Below are 19,600 nucleotides of genomic sequence, written 5' to 3'. Positions count from 1 at the left end.
TTCCCTTCATATTAAACACCTAATAACTCAACAAGCTCATCCATAGACAATTCTGTAATCCACTGTTCGCTCGTAATGATGGTATCGTTAAGTGATTGTTTTCGTTGTAGCATTTCATCAATTTTTTCTTCTAGCGTTCCGATCGTTACAAATTTATGGACTTGAACGAATTTTGTTTGTCCAATTCTGTATGCTCGGTCAGTTGCTTGATTTTCAACAGCTGGGTTCCACCAACGGTCAAAGTGCATTACGTGATTTGCAGCTGTTAAGTTTAATCCAGTTCCACCAGCTTTGAGTGAAAGAATAAACACTTTAACATCACCGTTTTGAAAGCGAGAAATCATATTATCACGGGCAGTTTTAGGAACACTACCGTTTAAGTATAATACTTCTTCACCAAATTTTGCTTGGATTGCCTCTTTAAGCATATCACCCATTCTCACATATTGAGTAAAGATTAGGCAACTTTCGTTCTGTTCAAGGATAGGGTCTATTAATTCGAATAGTCGTTCGACTTTACTTGATCTCTCTTCGAATTCAACAAGTTGTGATTCCTTTAAGAATAAAGAAGGGTGATCACAGATTTGTTTTAATTTATTTAACATCCATAAAATGCGGCCCCGTCGTTCGATACCAGTTAATGTATCGATTTGTTTTAGGCTGTCTTGAACAACTTGCTCGTATAATGCCGCTTGTTCAACAGATAACGGACAAAGCATCTTTTGTTCTTGTTTTGGAGGAAGATTTAAGGCAACATCTTCGTCTTGCTTAGTTCGTCTTAGTAAGAAAGGTGAAATTAAACGATGAACAGCATTTATCTTTTCTTCATCTCGGTCCTTTTCAATAGGGTTTACATAATTGCTAGCAAAACGGTTTAGTGTACCAAGATATCCTCTATTTATAAAATCAAATATGGTCCATAGCTCCGTTAAGCGGTTTTCCATTGGGGTACCAGTAAGAGCAATGCGGTGTTCAGCTTTTAACCCGCGAACTGCGCGAGACTGCTTTGTCGTTGGATTTTTTATGTTTTGAGCCTCATCAAGAATGATACTTTTCCAAACATATTGATTTAGGTCATCATAATCTAGCACACTTAAAGCATAGGAGGTAATGACAATATCGACATCTCTTATTATTGAAAATAAGTCTTCACCCTTTAAACGGTTACCCCCATAGTGAACATGAACAGTTAAATCAGGATAAAATAATTCAATTTCTCGTTTCCAATTGTTGATAACAGAAGTAGGGCAAACAATCAATGATGCTCCTCGTTTTTCTTCGTTTTCTTTACGATAAGCCAAATAAGAGATCGATTGAATCGTTTTACCAAGCCCCATATCATCTGCAAGAAGTGCACCAAATCCCATATTTTTCAAATGAACTAACCATTCGAATCCTTTTTGTTGATAAGCTCGCAATGTTGCTTGCAGACCATGAGGAACATTAAGCTCGGGAACTTCCGAAATAGATGTTAATCGTTTAGTTAATTCTCGGAATACATCATCTACTTCAATTTCAACTTCGGCAAAAGGTGAGTTATCGTCCTCAGGTTTTTCAGTCCCTTGTAGTAGCTCATGTTGAAGAACTTCGTGAAATCTAAGTCCTTGCTTTTCAGCCTTTGCCATCATTTTCTTCATACGTGCAATAAAAGCAGGATCAAGTGCAATCCACTGACCGTTAAATTGAATTAAACGTCTTTGATTTTCAACGAATTGTTGGAATTGTTGTTCTGAAAGCTCCATTCCATTTGTAGAGATTCGCCAGTTGAAGTCAACTAATGTTTCCATATTGAAAAATGAATTTCCGGCAGGTTTACCTTTTACACTTGCTTTTAAAGTCATCTTATTTTGTTTTAAAGCTTGCCACCAGCTTGGTAAAAGAACCTGAATATTTGCGGAAAGTACTTTTTCACTATCCTCTGTTAAAAATGTCCAAGCTTCTTGTTCACTTAAAACTTCTTTTGGCTTATGGTTATCAATTAAGTTTGGTGCTAATAATCCTACTCCCTGGAACGTTCGATCTAAATACTCAGCATAAGATGAGTGTTTTTTATGTAATGATTCATGTCCGTTATATTCATAAGGTTTGATCGTTTTACGCTCATCAATTAAATATGTACGTAAATTCCAGTCTTCATGTTCACTCATTGGCTCTTCAAGTACTAATCGAATTGAAAATGGAACATCATCGTCTCTTAGCCCGATTTTTACATGCCAATCGTCTTCATCAATACTATGTGAGAGTTGTTGCTTTATATAACTTGGATTGTGATACAAGCCCCTAGCAATATCCCAGCGTTTAGATTGTAAAGTTTCGATTTCAAACTGTTGTTTAATTGCAGAAGAAACTAATTCCTGTAAAGTTGGTTCTAATTGTTCAAATCCATCAATTTTCCATAGCTCTTCGCCAGTTTGATAATGAGCAAAACTTGGCGAAACGTGGCCCTCTTTAAAATCATCGTATAAACGAGAGATTACCGAATGAAAATCATTTGCTTCATCTAAATAAGTAATCTCTACTAATGAGTTTTCTTGATGTTCTCTAAAAAATGTAAGTGCTTCGATTGGAGTTAAAAGAATTCCTTCAATCTGACCGACTCGGGTCGGCTGCAATAATGTCCCATAATATGAAGGTTCATGCCATTGAAACACTAGATGCTTCCATGCGGTTACCGGTAAAATGACACCGTGACTTTGCATTCCATAAATGAGTAAGCCTTTTCGCTCGACCCACTTTACGGCAATACTAAGATTTGCTAGTCGCTTCATTGACTAATTTTCCTTTCTTTAATTCCTCTTGAAGTGCACGTAAACGAATAAATTGAGATTCAACATACTGAATATAATCTTCCCACTCATTCATACGTTTTAATTTTTTATAATTTGTTCTTAGTTTTTTTAAATATCGAACAGCTATTTTATAGTTTGATCGGCCTTTTAACTCAATGTAATAAAGAACTAAGTGATGGTATATAGGTAATACAGACTGAGGTGAGTGCTTATGAACTTCCTGAAGGTCATGTTTATCAATGTAATCAGGATTGTAAGAATATAAGTGCATTTGTAGCTCAGCCCATCGTTTGTATTCTCGGTTATGCATTAAATAATCAGTGTACTGTATCACACTATATGGAAGTAATGCTTGATAAACTACTTCTAGCCCGGCCGTTTCATTAGTGTAAAAACTATTATACTCATAATTAGTAAGGAAATGTTTCGCAAAAGTAGTTTTTGCATATTCATCATCGCCATTTTTCAAAAAGTGTAAAAGCATCTCGTAATACAATGGCAGAAATAATGTTAGCCGATCTGTTTCATTGTTTTTTCGAAGACTTTCTATCCAGTAAGTAAAACAATAGAGAGTACGTTCATTATCGCTGTACTGCTTTATAATGGACAGCATTGTTTCATCTTCTTTTAATAAATAATATAGATGAGCTTTTCCTAAATCTGCATAATAATTGTCCTCAACCTTTGATAAAGTTTCTAGATCCTTAAATAAAATCTTTGGACTATTTAATAGCTCTTTATATACATGACGAAAAGAGTTATATCGAGGAACTAAACAAAGGTTTCTTTCTAATAAAAGAGCCTGCAACAGTTCACGAAGAACTTCTTCATACTGAGTAGACACGGACCCACCAGTTAAATTATGTAATTGTCTACTTACTGCATCAATTTGATTTTCTAGCATTGTCATTTCGCGCGGTAAATGTGCATTGTCGTAAACTGTACTTTGAATTTCGATTTGTCCGACCATTTTATTCATTGTAAAAATTGATGCAAGTAACTGATATTGTAGCTTTTCCTTTTCTTGACGTGGTTGTTGATTCAATAATCCATGATAAAACCGTTCATATAATGGATATACAAAATAAACATCTTGGTAAAATGACGTTCTTTGCTGTTCAATATACTCCTTATACTTTTGCTCAAATAACGCCACTGTTTCTTTTGGCCAATCCTGCTCAAACATACTCATTTGATCTAACAGTTGGCGACCAGTCATGATATTTGGAATACTTTTTAAAGAAGACTGCTTAAACTTCCTCATAATATCTCCGACTAATGAAAATGAAGCCGCAGCATAGCAAAGAAGTGCAATTTGATGTTGGCATGGAGGAGCTTCGTAGCAATCACATCCATTTTGATCATGGTTTTCAATATGTAGTATAGGTAAATGAATTTGATCCCCTTCTTCGACAACACCAACTAGGCGACCTTCGCGAACCGAAACATTATATACTTGACCAAGTCGATACAACTGCAGGCCAGTTTCAACAAGCTCTGCGTCCCTCGTATTTTGAGGAGAAAGCTTGGAAAAAAGTGAATATGAAAGTTCATAAATAATATCTTTACTTAAATCACGCTGAAGCATTCGATGCCTCCTTACTCGAAACATTCTTATTGGTAATTATACCCTAAACAAATACGATACACATAGCCGAAAAGGGAAAAATTGAAAGTTGATTTAGATTGTTACTATTAAGATGTAATTAAGGGTTTGGAATCATAAATAAAAATTTAGGGAACGCAATTAAAATCGAGAATCACAAATAAAAACCATCAAATCAAATAAATTCAACAAATAAACCATACTTATATGTAAAATCCTCATAGTATCAACTAAAATTTATAAAAACATACCTATATTTAAAGTTAAAAACGTAACAGGAATGGTCAAGTGTGTAATACAATTTTAATATGCAATGAAAATGTTAATATTATAAAATATTAATATATTAGACAATTAAAAAAGCTCCCTATAGGGGGCTTTTCGTCTGTTATGAGTAAAAAACAATTACTTACATATACACAATTGTTTTTAATTAACTAGAGAGGTGAAGGATTTGAGAAAAGGTTTTATTAGTTTAATTGCTTTAGTACTTATGTTTAGTATGTTTAAAGATGTATTTGCTGAAACAAAGGCTGCTGACAAATGGGTTGTAACCCTAAAACCTACAGTTTTGACGATTCAGACTGAAACAAGAGGAACAACCGGCAACGCAACAGGAGGAACAACCGGCGACACAACAGGAGGAACAACCGGCGACACAACAGGAGGAACAACTGGCGACACAACAGGAGGAACAACTGGCGACACAACAGGAGGAACAACTGGCGACACAACAGGAGGAACAACTGGCGACACAACAGGAGGAACAACTGGCGACACAACAGGAGGAACAACTGGTGACGCAACAGGAGGAACAACTGGTGACGCAACAGGAGGAACAACTGGTGACGCAACAGGAGGAGCAACTGGCGACACAACAGGAGGAACAACTGGCGATACAACAGGAGGAACAACTGGCGACACAACAGGAGGAACAACTGGCAACGCAACAGGAGGAACAACTGGCAACGCAACAGGAGGAATAACTAGTACTACAACTACTACAATAACAATTCCAGCAAACGTTAAGTTAAAAGTAGATAAAGAGGAGAATGATCTTTACTATGTTACTTATAATGGGAATGCTGGGACTATTTTGAAAAGTGCAGTCCGAAATGCTACTCCATGGGAAATATACCCAACGGCGAAAGTCTTTAAAGTAACTAACGATACACCACTATTATTAAATGAAAATGGTAAATTAGTGAATAGGGGAACAGTCAAAGCAAATACAATTTTTAGTAAAATAGGTGTAAAGGATCAGTATTTAATGATTCAATATTCAAATCAAACTGCTTATATTGATAAAAATAAAACGGTTCCTTTACCAAATGATACATTACCTGTAATCAGTATTGTGACGCAGCCTGTTAAAATTACGGCGGGTGTTGCAGTGAGAAATACTAAAATTGTCTTCCCGCGTGATCCGAAACCAACAATGGTTACTATACCTGCTAAGCAAAAAATAGTAATTGATTCAGCTTATTCCTCTTACTATGTCGTTAAAGTTGGAGGACTTAAGGGGCTTATCCCTAAAGCGGATATTTCATTAAAAACATATAACTACGTTGACCCAAATGGTGATTATTCATATGAAGAACTGACAGCGGATTTACAGGAGCTGAATGCTTGGTATCCTGGATTTACTAAAGTTGAAACGATTGGTAAATCGGTAGATGGTAGAAATTTATATGCAATAAAGCTAGGTACCGGAAAATCTGAAATTAGTATAAATGGTTCGCATCATGCTCGTGAGCATATGACAACAAATGTCATAATGGAAATGCTTGATCAATACGCTAGTGCGTATGAAAAAAATACAAAAATTTCTGGTTTTGATGTAAGAAAAACATTATCTCAAACGTCTATTTATTTTGTACCAATGGTTAATCCTGATGGTGTAATGCTTGTACAAAAAGGTGCGAGCAGTGCAAAGAATCCAAACCAGGTCATTAAATTAAATAATGGTAGCAAAAATTTTAAAGCATGGAAGGCGAATGTACGTGGCGTAGATTTAAATCGTCAATATCCAGCTGGTTGGAATACAATTTCTGGTAATAAATCAAAGCCCGGACCTGATAACTATAAAGGTACTAAGGCTTTAAGTGAACCAGAAGCTAAAGCTTTATATGATTTTACTAATAAACATTCATTTAAAAATACAGTTGCATACCATTCATCAGGAAATATTATTTTCTGGCATTATAATCAAACAGGAACTCAAATGGCTAGAGATAAGGCAATTGCTACAAAATTATCAAAGCAAACAGGGTATAGTTTGGTCGCTCCCGCAAAAGGTGGAGGCGGTGGATATAAAGATTGGTATGTTGCTGCAAAAAAACGACCAGGATTTACGATTGAAATTTCTCCTTATGTAGGAAACAAACCAGTTCCAAATAGTTACTTTAGTAGTATTATGAAGAAAAACTTACCAGTTGGTTTAATACTTGCTAACGAAAAGTAAAAAATAAGGTCATTTTTTATAAAAATATCATAAAATTTAATTATTCTTCGTGCACAATTTGTTTTTCATTTCATTTTATGTTACCATAAGAACATACTTAATAAGAAATTGGTTAATTCAATTCATGTGTTAAAAGGGACGAATTTTCATCCTGTTCTAATGTGTGTATTTTTTCTTAACAATACTCATTAAGTGTAAAAAAACAGGTATATATGGAGGTTCGTACAATGAACACAGGTACAGTTAAATGGTTTAACGCAGAAAAAGGTTTCGGATTTATCGCTGTTGAAGGTGGAGACGATGTATTCGTACATTTCTCAGCTATCCAAGGCGAAGGTTTCAAATCTCTTGAAGAAGGCCAAAAAGTAAGCTTTGAGATCACTCAAGGTAACCGTGGCGCTCAAGCTGAAAACGTAGTTAAATTATAATTTTCACTTCTGAGTGAATAAAAGGCTGCTAGCATTTTTGTTAGCAGTCTTTTTTTGTTTAAAGAAGTGGTCATGGCGTCGGTGCAATTAAAATGTTCACAATTGTAAGTAAAAAATGAAAATATCTTCTATTTCTTCTATTATAATTGTACTAAATCAACAAACGGTATAAATACTGGTATATACCGAAAAACACAAAAGCAGGATGCGATACTATATGCAAACTTATTTTGTTCAATTGGTCTCCATATGTATTCATGAAAGTACTAATACATTCGAAAATCAACAAAAAAAGAGCTTAAATTAAGCTCCTTTTCCTAAATAAATGTTTATTTTAATGCAGAATCAATTAATTCGGTTGCTTCAAGTTGCGATATGCCTTTAATCAAGCTAAGTTCACCAACAAACATGCGTTTAGCCGTGTCTAGCATTTCTCTTTCACTAGGATTTAAAGGTTTCTCCCTACTTTGAAGTGTTAGATCACGTACCACTTGAGCACCAGCGAGTAGTTCGCCAGACTTTAACTTTTTCATGTTTAAATCATATTTTTGTTTCCATGATAAGGATTCGTCGGGAAGACCATTTGAAAAGTCATCTAATACATTACTTAGATGTTCTTTGTCTTCGACTAAACGAATTTTCGTATTTGACACATTCCCTTGAGGGACCATCAATTTTAAATTGCTGGATGGTATGTTGATAATGTAGTACTGTTGTGTTACACCTTGTATAACTTTCTCTTCGATGGAATCAATTACTGCAGCTCCCTGCATTGGGTAAATAATTTGATCGCCAATTTTGAACAATGTACCCACCTCCGAAAATTCTTATAACTTAAGTATAACATTAATAAATGAAATATCAAAATTTATATGATAACATCTGTAAAATAAAACTGTCAATAATTTTATGTATATTTTTTTACTTTTTTGGGGAAAAGATGAACATGTCATATGGTCGTGGACATAATATGAAGAAAGAGACTGTCGAAAGGGGGTTAAGACTAATGAATTTTCGTGTAGTTATTTTTATCGTTACAGTACTTACTTTTTTTACAACGACCACCGGATGTAGCCAACAAGAGCAAAGAGAACTAGAGAAGCTTCCAGATGGCGTATTACTAGCAGCATCTGAGCTTTCTTATGAAGCATTTCTTAATAAAGAAATAGGTAAAAGCTTAAGAGAACATAAAGGGATTGCTGATCCATTACTTACTCAAGTTCATAAGAATCTTAGCGATTTTAGTCTTGTTTCCATTACATCTGGTAATATTGGATTTTCAGCAATAGCATTAAAGAACAATAAAAGTAATAGTATACTATTTGCTTTTAGTGGATTAAAGAAAATCAATATACAAGATATTTATCAAAGATTAGTTGAATTTGAAACTCCTGAGAATGGTTCACCTATTGTGGTAGATCAACAAGCTCAGCAAGCATATGAATGGGTTACATCAATATTAAATAAAAAAGAGAATAAACATTCAAGTGTCTATGTTACTGGTCATTCCTTTGGAGGTTATTTGGCTCAATTTGTAGGTTATCAGCTTAAGAATGATAAAAAATTGAAAAATCATCTATTTGTACAGGGCGTTACATTTAACTCATTAGGTGTACTATTAGATGATGGTTCGAAAAAACTTCATGCAAAGTCACAAAAAGTCCAAAATACGTTTAAACCACTATTTACAAATTACATTGTAAAGGGTGACCCATTGGACTACGCCAATAAAACCTTCTTTAAACAAATAACTGGATATTCCCTTTTGCATCTAGGTAATGTCAAATATATTACAGTTGATGAGGATTATAAAAGGTCTTTAGCTGCTTTAGAAAAAACAACAGATTTATGGACAAAAGCAAGGTTATTGAAACCTTTGTACCCATATCATGATTTAGTTGAGTTTGAGGGTGCGTTTTGGAAATAGAAGAGAGAAAATTTAAAAATACTAAGATTAATCTTTTAAACCTTGATCAAAGGTTTATGAACTAGTCTTAGTATTTTTTTTGTTTAATGAAAGGTAAAACAAGTTATTTCTATGATTATTAGACATTCACGGAGACAGTTAAGAATCGTTTTTCATAAGATGTTATATCTTATTTAATATTCATTGAATGGAGGTTAAAATAATTGACTTGTTTTCTTAAAATTGGACAAGCAATTGAAAATAAGCGAAGTATTTTTTTAGTTTCAAATTCTCAAAAGTTTTTAGGTTATAAAACTCCTTTGTTTGCAGTTAATCTTGATATTGATGGTGGTAGTTTTACTGATGTGAACTTTGATCAGAAGGTAGATGGAGGAAATTTTACCGACACTCCTTTAGGCAATATAGACGGAGGGACTTTTTAATGGCACAAAAAATACAAATCCGAAGAGGTCTTAAAGCAAATTTACCACTTTTGGATGTTGGTGAATTTGGATTTACTACGGATACAAATGAACTTTTTATTGGATCTAGTAATGGTAATGTTTTATTTTCAAATCGGAATGAATTGTTTAGTTTAATTATTAATTTAAAAACTTTAGGGGTGAAATCAGGAAATAGTACATTTGCTTCAAGTAATTCAGCCATTCTCAAAAGTTTAATTGCACAATACCCAAATGGTGAGTTTACTTTTTATCTACCAAAAGGAGAATATTATTTTAATCCAATAGACCTAACTAACATATCAGGTAGTATAACAATAAAATTAAAAGGAGAAAATGATGGATTATCTCCATCTTGGTTTAAAAATGTATCCACTACAGTAAAGACAAATAAGCAAGATTTTATATATGATCGACGAAATCCTTCTCCGGGCATTTGTTTTTACGTAGAGGATTTAAAGTTTTATTCTTATGATGGTTATACTCAAGTTCCAACTGGAGTTTGTTTTGGAGCCAAAATTGACGGATCTGCCGAATACAATTTCCATTTTTATAATGTATATATTCATGGTTACGATTACGGATTTAAATCACCAGGTTTTTCTTGTTCTGGAAGTGGTGGGAAACATATGTCATTCTCAACATGTCATTATGGAATATACATTAAATCAGCAAGTCATTTATTTCAAGCAGATGATGTTGAGTTACTCTATAATCGGGTTGGTATTAGATTTGGGTTTGGAGGTACCCCGTGTTCAATTTCAAATATTCATGTGGCAACAGGCTATTTAGGGGCAGATAAGGATAATTTTAATAATTTTATTGTTATTCACACTAAAGGGATGGTTAAAATATCTAATTTATATCAAGAAGCCTATGAACCATTGGCACAACCCGAAAAAACAACGACTATTGATTACGAAGGATGGGCTTATGGAGTCAATCCAATAATTATAGAAAACGTGCCAATTACAGCTCCTTCTGGAAATGGAGGACTTTTTTTAAAAGGGAGAACTTATTTGGGTGAAGGTCCAGAAACAGGTGCTACAAATCCTATCGTAATTGATAGTGGTGATATTAACCATTATCCAAATGGGTGTGTGATTTTAAAGGAATGCATGCCACCAAGTGATTTTACAACTTTAAAATCCTTAATTGATATAAATGGATCAGATGGTACAGGTTATTATTTTGAAGGAATGGAAATATATAAAGATGGGCTGTCCTTATCAAAAGATTCAGTGTATAAATTACGATCAAAATTCAATTATGTTAGTAATAATTTAACAAGTTTTCAAAGTTATATATTGTATAGTTTTTCAGATTTACAGTCACCAATCTCAAACGGGGTCGCCTTTAAGAATAAATTTATTGAAATGTCATCATGTATAAATGTACAAGGGTCCGTTTATATAGATGCCGGAATTTCTACTAATGTAAAAGTAATATTAGGTGTAATTTATGATTATTATGACGATGCTACAGGAGGTACTAATAATAGAGGCGTAGAATTTTCTCCAATTTGTACAATTGATACTACAGGTGGAAAAGTTTTTAATGGTGGTAATTTTTATGTAGATGCAAACTTTACAAAAGGTGTTAACCATAATTATAGAAGTCAAGTTAAATTGGGGTATAAACTTGTAGACGGAGCAACAAGCACTTACAAATTAAAGTCTGCTGACTTTAGTAAAATAACATATAACGTAGAAATTCGGAAATCTCTGTTTTAATGAATAAATAATAGATGTGTATTATTTATTTGAGTAGTAGATACCGCTGCTAAACTTCTTTTGGGATGAAAATCTCCCATTTTTTTTTGAAAGAATTCTTTGTTTAAAAATAGGTGTAACCTTCGCGCTTATTAAGTTATTTTGTACCCATACTATGGGTAATTAAGAAATCTCCAGTCAGTAATTCGATTAGTCTTATGTATTTTTATACTGACTGAAAATTTTTTCTTTCAAAGTATATTGTCATTAGATAACGAGCACTACATGTAAGAGAGGAAGTAAAAGTAGTTTCGTTATAAACATTATTTATACTGTATATCTTCTCTAAGTGACTCAACCTTTGTTAGGGCCAGATTTATATCTGATTCACTAACTCCAAAATGTGCTAGAGCATCATGAAGATGAGTGGCAATTGCATTAAAATGTTCAGGTTGAATATTCATACCTTCATGGGCTTTTGACATGGATTTTCCTGAATATTGGTTTGGCCCACCTAAAGCAAAGCTGATAAATTTTGTTTGGTGGCGACGCTGCTTATCCATATCTGTTTTTTCAAAGAAGTGATTGACGGTTGCATCTTTTAGAACTAATTCATCGTAAAAATAGTCCACCACTTTTCCTACTGTTTCCTCTCCACCATATTTTTCGTATAGAGTTTGTTCCATATTAAAACTTCCTTTCATTATAATCTAGAACTAGAATCCCCAAAGAGCCAAGGAACTATTACTAAATTTGTCTATTTACTATTGTTATTAAGTGATATGTTATTAAAAAAATAGGGTAAACCCTAATGTCTACAAAATTATTTTTTCTAGATGTAATAAAAAGAAATATATTAATTAAAAAATCAATCATAATATATATCTCTAATAAATTTATAATTTAAACAGTAGAAAATGCATACGAAATGAAACCCAGAGAGTTTATTACTTTATACGCTCGGATAATTAATATAACTAATCAGTTAACATATTATATTTTAAAAATAATGAACTAAGGACTAATCGAGTTGGGGTAATTTATAAATAATGCAATAAAAATGGGTATTTATACCAATTTTAAAATAAAGGAAACGACATCAGACGTAACTTAAGAACTTCACTTATGCTTCTAAAGAGTTTTTATATAGGAACTTATAATTAAATAGCTCAATGTAAACCGTGTTTCAGTTTAGTAAGAAAGATGTAAATTTTTGAGAATAATTATTGACTTGTTCTTTATAAAGAATTAAAATTTAATCATAATTATTATAATTTAAAGTTTTCTATAAAATAAAAAATTAAATAAGGTAGACAAATAGCCACATTATAGTAAACATTCTTGATTTCGTGTTCGTTATATAGAATAGTAATTTGATGGAAAATTCAGAGGAAATGAAAGTATCTATTTTCAATTAAATATAGATTATTAACTATCTGTTCAATATATCGATATTAAATGAGTATTAATCTTAATTATTTTCAGAAGATTTAGAATAATAAGGATACATATTGTTCCGTTCTATATATTGAATAGATTCCAATGAAAGAAATGTATATAAAATATTGAAAAAAGTGGTGATATGTATGGAAAATGAATTTAACATTAAAAAATTATTTGGAATCATAAAGAAGCGTATTTGGATACTCCTAGTATCTATTGGTTTATTTACTAGTTTAGGTGGAATCTACACGTCCTTTTTTACAACTCCACAGTATTCGACATCTTCTAAATTAATTGTAAATGCAAAGACACCAGATTTAATGAACACCTTATTGGTAATGGTAAAAGAGCCATCATTACTGAAACATGTTATTGATCAGGTGAATTTAAATATAACATCAGATGATTTGAGTAAAGAAATTACAGCTGAGAGTATAAATGGTTCATCAGTCGTTAAAATAACTGTTGTTGATTCAGATCCTAAATTAGCAGCTGATATTGCAAACACTACTGCGAATGTTTTTATGAATCAAATGCCAAGTTTATTAGGGTTTAAAGATATTAAATTTTTATCATACGCAGAAGTCAATACTGTACCTATTAACGATAGTTCTAGCAGTTCTAGCATTTATGGGTTTCTAGTAGGAACAGTTTTAGGTATAGCTCTCATCTTTTTATTAGATTCATTGGATGATACGGTGAGATCAGAGCAAAGTGTTGAGGGATTAATAGGAATTCCTGTTTTAGGCACTGTTTCCAAAATGAATAAGAAAAATACTTCGTTAAGTAAGATTGAGATTAAATTTAATGATTTGAAGGGGGATTATCGTGCAGTTAAAGAGCAGAAAATCATCAAACAAAATAGACAAAATCAATCTAGTAACTTCTAAAAGTCCAAATTGTAAAGTTTCCGAAGAGTACAGAACAATTCGGACTAATTTTCTAGGAACAATGGAGGGGCGTAAAGTTCAATCTTTGATTGTTACTTCTCCAAATTATAATGAGGGAAAATCAACTACTGCAGCTAATCTAGCAATATCGTTCACACAGCTAGGAAAAAAGGTTCTCTTAATTGATGCCGATTTAAGAAACCCAAAGCTATTTTCTGCTTTTAATGTTAGCAATTCATTTGGGTTAAGTAGCGTATTAACAGGAGATGCCAGATTAGAAGATGCAATAAAGCAAACGGAAATTAAAGGCTTAGATTTATTAACAAGTGGTCCAATAGCTGTCAATGCGGCTGATCTTTTAAGTATAAAATTAATGAAAACAGTAATTGAGACTGCAACTAATTTGTATGATATCGTCTTGATTGACACTCCACCTGTTCTTGAAGTCGCAGATGTTAAAATTTTTTCAGACTATTGTGATGGTGTAATATTAGTTGTTCGCTATGGGAAATCGGAAAATAATGATCTTATTCAAGCCAAAAAACTTTTAGCTGCTAGTTCAAATTTAGTTGGTATCATACTGAATAATAAAAGGTAAGAGTATTTAGCTAAATTTGTTTTTTACTTTTATAATTTCGTTCTTTATTAAGAACGAAGGAGGCTTGAAAAGGTGATGTCTTCTTACCTCTATCAATGAAGGCACTCGGTTATGCTGTGGGTTTGTAATACCTTAGACGCAAGTCGTCGAGAGTGTGATGTGAGGGTGGGTTAGATGCCCATATTTAATTTAAAGTCTTTAACGATTGGATTTTCTAGAAATTCCAATCGTTAAAGACTTTAAATTTTTAGGAAAATCGTATAGAAAAGGAGTAAGTAATGTGACATATAGACAAAGAGTTTCATTTATTATTTTCTTAGATTCATTTATTGTATTAACTTCAATTTTCTTAAGTCGATTTCTAGTAAACCCTGGAATTGGAGTTTTCAATGCACCAATCGTTATTAGCTCAATCACATTATTACTTAGCCATCATTTTTTTTCTTTTATATTTAAGCTATATAAGAAGGCTTGGGAATATGCAAGCATAGGGGAATTAATTATTATCTTTAAAGCTATTACCTACTCAATTATTTGCGCTGCAATCGTACAGAAACTGGCTATACACGAAATGTATCTCCGTCTACTAACTGTAACATGGTTTCTGCATATTTTGTTAATTGGAGGGACTCGTTTAGTTTGGAGAATATACACAGATTCGTTTAAGAAGAATACAGAGAATAAAAATAGAGCACTTATTATTGGTGCCGGTGCTGCTGGGACGATGGTAGTTAGACAATTGTTAAAAAATTATGACTCAGAATTAATTCCCGTAGCATTTATCGATGATAATGTAAAAAAACAAAATTTACATATATTAGGAATTCCTGTAGTGGGTGGGGTAAACCAGATTGACCATTATGTAAATAAATTAGATATAAACAATATCATAATTGCAATTCCGTCCTTAAGAAAAAAAGAGTTAAATAAAATTTTACAAGAATGTACTAAAACAAAAGCAAAAACAAAAATTCTACCTATGTTAGAGGATATTATGACTGGGAAAGTATCCGTAAACCAATTTCGTGACGTCCAGGTTGAAGACTTATTAGGGCGTGAGGCTGTTGAATTAGACATTGAAATGATCTCGGATTCAATAACAAACAAGGTTGTATTAGTTACAGGTGCAGGTGGATCAATTGGGTCAGAAATATGTAGGCAAGTTTCAAGGTTTAATCCAAGTACTTTAATTTTATTAGGACATGGCGAAAATAGCATTTATACAATAAATATGGAATTAAAGGAGCAATTCGAAAATACTTCAATTGAATTTATTTCAGAAATTGCAGACGTTCAAGACGAGAAGAAGATGATATCAATAATGAAAAAACATAGACCACATGTAGTGTATCATGCTGCTGCACATAAGCATGTACCATTAATGGAGCAAAACCCTGAAGAGGCAGTTAAAAATAACATCATTGGAACATTGAATGTTGCTAATGCTGCTAGTCTATATGATATTGAAACATTCGTTATGATTTCAACTGATAAAGCAGTAAATCCAACAAGTGTAATGGGGGCAACAAAAAGATTAGCAGAAATGATGATTCAACATTTGGATCGAAATAGTAAAACTAAATTTGTTGCTGTTCGATTTGGAAATGTCTTAGGTAGTCGAGGGAGTGTGATTCCCTTATTCAAGAAACAACTTGAAAAAGGTGGACCAATTACAGTAACACATCCAGATATGGTTAGGTATTTCATGACGATTCCTGAAGCATCAAAGCTAGTAATCCAGGCTGGGGCCCTAGCTAATGGAGGAGAAATATTTGTATTGGATATGGGTGAACCTGTAAAAATTGTTGATCTTGCAAAAAACTTAATAAAATTTTCCGGTAACACAATTGATGAAGTAGGAATTGAGTTTACTGGAATACGTCCGGGGGAAAAGCTTTTCGAAGAGTTATTAAATAAGGAAGAAGTGTATGAAGAGCAAATATACCCAAAAATTTATGTCGGAAAAACATCAAAATTATATATTGATGAAATCAATGAATTAATCTTAACGTTTTCCACATTAGATCAGGAAATTCTCAAACGTAATTTACTGAATATTTCAAATGGTAAAGTAAAATCAGTACAAATGCTTTCAATATCAGGCTAATTGTAAAGGAGTGTCCATATAAATGAAAGTAAAAAAGGCGATTATACCAGCAGCAGGATTAGGCACTAGATTTCTTCCTGCTACAAAGGCAATGCCGAAAGAAATGCTACCAATAGTTGATAAACCAACGATTCAATATATTGTGGAAGAAGCTATTGAATCTGGTATAGAAGACATTATCATTGTTACGGGAAAAGGGAAGAGAGCAATTGAAGATCATTTTGATTATTCGTTTGAGTTAGAACAAAGCCTTTTGGATAAGGGGAAATATGATCTATTGTCAGAAGTTCAAAAGTCGTCTCAATTAGTGGATATTCATTATATTCGTCAAAAAGAGCCAAAGGGATTAGGACATGCAATTTGGTGTGCACGAAAGTTTATCGGTAATGAGCCATTTGCTGTATTGCTAGGTGACGATATAGTACAGGCTGACAAACCTTGTTTAAGCCAATTGATTAACAAGTATAATCGGTACAATTCATCAATATTGGGAGTTCAAACTGTACCACATAATGAGGTTTCAAGATATGGAATTGTAGATGGAGTTCAAATTGGAACAGGTTTACACAAAATTAAAAATTTAGTTGAAAAGCCTTCACATGAAGAGGCCCCATCAAATCTTGCCATTATGGGCCGTTATGTTTTAAGTCCAAAAATTTTTGAAATATTAAATGAACTAAAACCTGGAGCTGGAGGAGAAATTCAACTAACAGATGCAATTGCGGAGTTAAATTATTCAGAAGCTGTTTATGCATATGAATTTGAAGGCACTCGCTATGACGTAGGAGAAAAATTAGGTTTTATCAAAACGATCACAGAGTTTGCATTACAACGTGAAGATTTAAGAGATGATTTGTTAAATTATCTTGCTAGCATTATAGAGAAAAATAGAACCAACACTTTTTAAAAAGGGAAATTGGTAAAATTATGAAGAGAATATTATATATTACAACTTTAAGTAGAACCATTAATGCCTTTTTAATTCCACATATTGAAAAACTAATAAGTGAAGGGAATATTGTTGACTGTGCTTGTTCAGTAGATATTGAAATTGATAAAAATCTAACTGAAAAAGGTGTTAAAGTTTTTGATATTCCTTTTACAAGGAATCCATTTCACCTCAAAAATTTAAAAGCTTTTAAATCACTTATAAAAATAAATTCGGAGTTTAAATATGATATTGTTCACGTCCATACTCCAATAGCCGCACTTTACGGGAGACTATTAAAGGCAATGTTTCCTAAGCTAAAAACGATTTATACAGTTCATGGTTTTCACTTTTATAAAGGTGCACCAATTTTAAATTGGTGTATTTATTATCCTATCGAAAAAATGATGAGTAACTTCACAGACACAATCATAACTATGAATTCCGAAGACTATGAGAGAGCTCAGAAATTTAATATAGACAACATTCACAAAATCCATGGTGTAGGAGTAGATTTTGCATCGTATAACTTGAACTTATTTCATAAGGAAGAGATTCGGAAAAAATTGAATTTAAGTAAAGATGACTTTGTAATTCTTATGATTGCCGAAGTAAATCAAAATAAAAATCATAAGCAAATGATTGATGCAGTCGAAATTCTAAAAAAGAAAGGGATACACGTCAAGGTAATCTGCGCTGGCGATGGACCAATGCTCGAAAGTCTAAAGAATAGTGTAAAGGTTAAAGAATTAGAGGATCATATAACATTTTTAGGTTTTAGAAATGATATTAATGAGCTAATTATAGCATGTGATATGGGTATTCTTTTATCACAAAGAGAAGGTTTACCTAGAAATATAATGGAGTTAATGGCATGTAAGAAAACAGTTATTGGTACAAATATAAGAGGAATTCGAGATTTAATTGAAGATAATAAAAATGGATTTTTGGTACCAATTAATGAACCGAATGCTACCGCGGACAAAATCGAACTACTTTATAAAGATAGGGTTCTCTTAGAAAGAATGTCATTAAACGCTAATCGTTTAATAAAAAAGTATGACGTAAATCAAGTAGTAAATAGTCTAGTAAATACTATGATTTAATACAAGAGATAAAAAGATTATAGGATTAGAAGTACAAGTAAGGGTGTGGTGGGCTACCTTGATACCTTATGTCTTAACTTTATTTTTTGCTTATTGCTATGGGTGGTTAGCAAAAAGGTTTGGATTTGTTAAGAACAGCAAATTTATTAATAATAAATTTTTTGTATTTACTGTTTTAATAGGATTAATACTATTTTCTGGATTGAGATATTTAAATGCACTTTATAGTGATGAATGGATCTATAGAAATGAGTACTCGACTATAGGAAATATGAATTTTAAAGCAATTTTTTCTTTAAACTTAGAACCAGGTTTTGTTTTATTAAATTGGTTATTGTATAAGATATCCCCTCAACCGCAACTTCTTATTTTTGTTTGTGCTGTTATAACCAATACATTAATTGTTTTTACAATTGCAAAATTTAGTGAGAAGTTTGAGTTAAGTATATTCCTATTTATTTGTGTAGGTTATTACATGACTAGTTTTAATATCATGAGACAGTATTTAGCGGTAAGCATAATATTTTGGGCAATAAGATATGTATATAAAGGTAATTTTAAAAAGTATTTTATTTTTGTATTAATTGCAGCAACCTTTCATTATTCAGCATTAATTTTATTACCAGCTTACTTTATTTATAAAAGAAGAGCTTGGTCACAGTGGACAATATTAATCATAGTTTCTTGCATAGTATTTGCAGTTTCATTTGGAACTTTTGTTAATATTTTAGCAGTTATGCTTGTTAATACTAGATATAGTACCTATTTGAATTCTTTAACAGAGGGGTATTATGGGGTTAATATTCTGAGGATTTTTATTTTTATAATTCCATTAGTTCTTTTATATATTTGGAGAAAACCATTAAAAACTAAATATCCTAATAGTGACCATCTAGTGAATCTATATGTAATTGGTACTATGTTTATGGTGATCTCTTATAATTATGTATTTATTGCTAGGATAGCAGATTATTTTACACTTTTTGGGGTTTTAATCATTCCAAAACTTACTTCAATATTTAAGAAATTAAGTTTTAATTATTTAATTTATTTTGGAATTTTAATCTGTTTCCTAACATTCTTTTATTTCCAAATAAGTAGTAGCACCGGTTACACTAGTATTTTTTCAACATAAAATACACTCTTCTAAGTTTAAAGGGGA

The 19,600-nt window shown here is 32.3% G+C and carries 15 protein-coding genes; 11 read left to right on the top strand and 4 right to left on the bottom strand.

Translation table 11 applies throughout. The annotated features are described in order from the left end of the window. Positions 1-11: 11 nt before the first annotated feature. Together RAH41_RS12790 and RAH41_RS12785 are read right to left on the bottom strand one after the other, a co-directional pair. A complete protein-coding gene (locus RAH41_RS12790) occupies positions 12-2,768 on the bottom strand; it encodes a DEAD/DEAH box helicase (RefSeq protein ID WP_331222880.1) in 2,757 nt (918 codons plus the stop codon). Further along, the gene (locus RAH41_RS12785; RefSeq protein ID WP_331222879.1) at positions 2,746-4,377 is read right to left on the bottom strand and encodes a hypothetical protein; all 1,632 of its coding nucleotides are present in this window, start codon (positions 4,375-4,377) and stop codon (positions 2,746-2,748) included. The genes RAH41_RS12790 and RAH41_RS12785 overlap by 23 nt, the downstream gene beginning before the upstream one ends. Before the next feature lie 472 nt (positions 4,378-4,849). Here RAH41_RS12785 and RAH41_RS12780 point away from each other — a divergent pair, with 472 nt between their 5' ends. Together RAH41_RS12780 and RAH41_RS12775 are read left to right on the top strand one after the other, a co-directional pair. Beyond that, a complete protein-coding gene (locus RAH41_RS12780; protein WP_331222878.1) occupies positions 4,850-6,859 on the top strand; it encodes a M14 family metallocarboxypeptidase in 2,010 nt (669 codons plus the stop codon). A 227-nt stretch (positions 6,860-7,086) separates the two neighbouring features. Then, complete coding sequence (locus tag RAH41_RS12775) at positions 7,087-7,287, top strand: cold-shock protein (protein ID WP_056469390.1); 201 nt, start codon at positions 7,087-7,089, stop codon at positions 7,285-7,287. 329 nt (positions 7,288-7,616) lie between these two features. Here RAH41_RS12775 and RAH41_RS12770 read toward each other — a convergent pair whose 3' ends face one another. Next, on the bottom strand, positions 7,617-8,102 hold the full coding sequence (locus RAH41_RS12770) for a CarD family transcriptional regulator (protein WP_331222873.1): 486 nt from the start codon (positions 8,100-8,102) through the stop codon (positions 7,617-7,619). Between the two features lie 191 nt (positions 8,103-8,293). Here RAH41_RS12770 and RAH41_RS12765 point away from each other — a divergent pair, with 191 nt between their 5' ends. The 3 genes from RAH41_RS12765 (at position 8,294) to RAH41_RS12755 (ending at position 11,387) form a co-directional block, all read left to right on the top strand. Further along, positions 8,294-9,214, top strand: coding sequence for a lipase family protein (locus RAH41_RS12765; protein WP_331222871.1), 921 nt, complete (start codon positions 8,294-8,296; stop codon positions 9,212-9,214). Positions 9,215-9,417: 203 nt separating this feature from the next. Beyond that, positions 9,418-9,636: a hypothetical protein gene (locus RAH41_RS12760; protein ID WP_331222869.1), complete on the top strand. Its 219-nt coding sequence runs from the start codon at positions 9,418-9,420 to the stop codon at positions 9,634-9,636. Next, positions 9,636-11,387, top strand: coding sequence for a hypothetical protein (locus tag RAH41_RS12755; RefSeq protein WP_331222867.1), 1,752 nt, complete (start codon positions 9,636-9,638; stop codon positions 11,385-11,387). Before RAH41_RS12760 ends, RAH41_RS12755 begins: the two co-directional genes overlap by 1 nt. A gap of 302 nt (positions 11,388-11,689) precedes the next feature. Here the strand turns inward: RAH41_RS12755 and RAH41_RS12750 are convergent, their stop codons facing one another. Continuing rightward, positions 11,690-12,052 (bottom strand): group 1 truncated hemoglobin, encoded by a 363-nt coding sequence (locus RAH41_RS12750; protein ID WP_331222865.1) that lies wholly within the window; start codon positions 12,050-12,052, stop codon positions 11,690-11,692. Between the two features lie 900 nt (positions 12,053-12,952). Here RAH41_RS12750 and RAH41_RS12745 point away from each other — a divergent pair. The 6 genes from RAH41_RS12745 (at position 12,953) to RAH41_RS12720 (ending at position 19,573) form a co-directional block, all read left to right on the top strand. Further along, positions 12,953-13,699, top strand: coding sequence for a YveK family protein (locus RAH41_RS12745; protein WP_331222863.1), 747 nt, complete (start codon positions 12,953-12,955; stop codon positions 13,697-13,699). Next, on the top strand, positions 13,638-14,297 hold the full coding sequence (locus tag RAH41_RS12740) for a CpsD/CapB family tyrosine-protein kinase (protein WP_331222861.1): 660 nt from the start codon (positions 13,638-13,640) through the stop codon (positions 14,295-14,297). The genes RAH41_RS12745 and RAH41_RS12740 overlap by 62 nt, the downstream gene beginning before the upstream one ends. Positions 14,298-14,577: 280 nt before the next feature. Then, positions 14,578-16,404, top strand: a complete 1,827-nt coding sequence (locus RAH41_RS12735; RefSeq protein WP_331222859.1) for a nucleoside-diphosphate sugar epimerase/dehydratase — start codon at positions 14,578-14,580, stop codon at positions 16,402-16,404. A 22-nt stretch (positions 16,405-16,426) separates the two neighbouring features. Beyond that, positions 16,427-17,311: a UTP--glucose-1-phosphate uridylyltransferase GalU gene (galU, locus tag RAH41_RS12730; RefSeq protein WP_331222857.1), complete on the top strand. Its 885-nt coding sequence runs from the start codon at positions 16,427-16,429 to the stop codon at positions 17,309-17,311. 20 nt (positions 17,312-17,331) lie between these two features. Then, positions 17,332-18,438 (top strand): glycosyltransferase family 4 protein, encoded by a 1,107-nt coding sequence (locus RAH41_RS12725; RefSeq protein WP_331222855.1) that lies wholly within the window; start codon positions 17,332-17,334, stop codon positions 18,436-18,438. Between the two features lie 58 nt (positions 18,439-18,496). Next, positions 18,497-19,573 carry an EpsG family protein gene (locus tag RAH41_RS12720; RefSeq protein ID WP_331222854.1) on the top strand — a complete coding sequence of 359 codons (1,077 nt, stop codon included), beginning with the start codon at positions 18,497-18,499 and terminating at the stop codon, positions 19,571-19,573. Positions 19,574-19,600: the final 27 nt, after the last annotated feature.

Origin of the sequence: Gottfriedia acidiceleris, from assembly GCF_036421055.1 — a bacterium.
Classification (GTDB): Bacteria; Bacillota; Bacilli; order Bacillales; family Bacillaceae_G; genus Gottfriedia; species Gottfriedia acidiceleris_C.
This window is presented reverse-complemented; position numbering and strand designations above follow the sequence as displayed.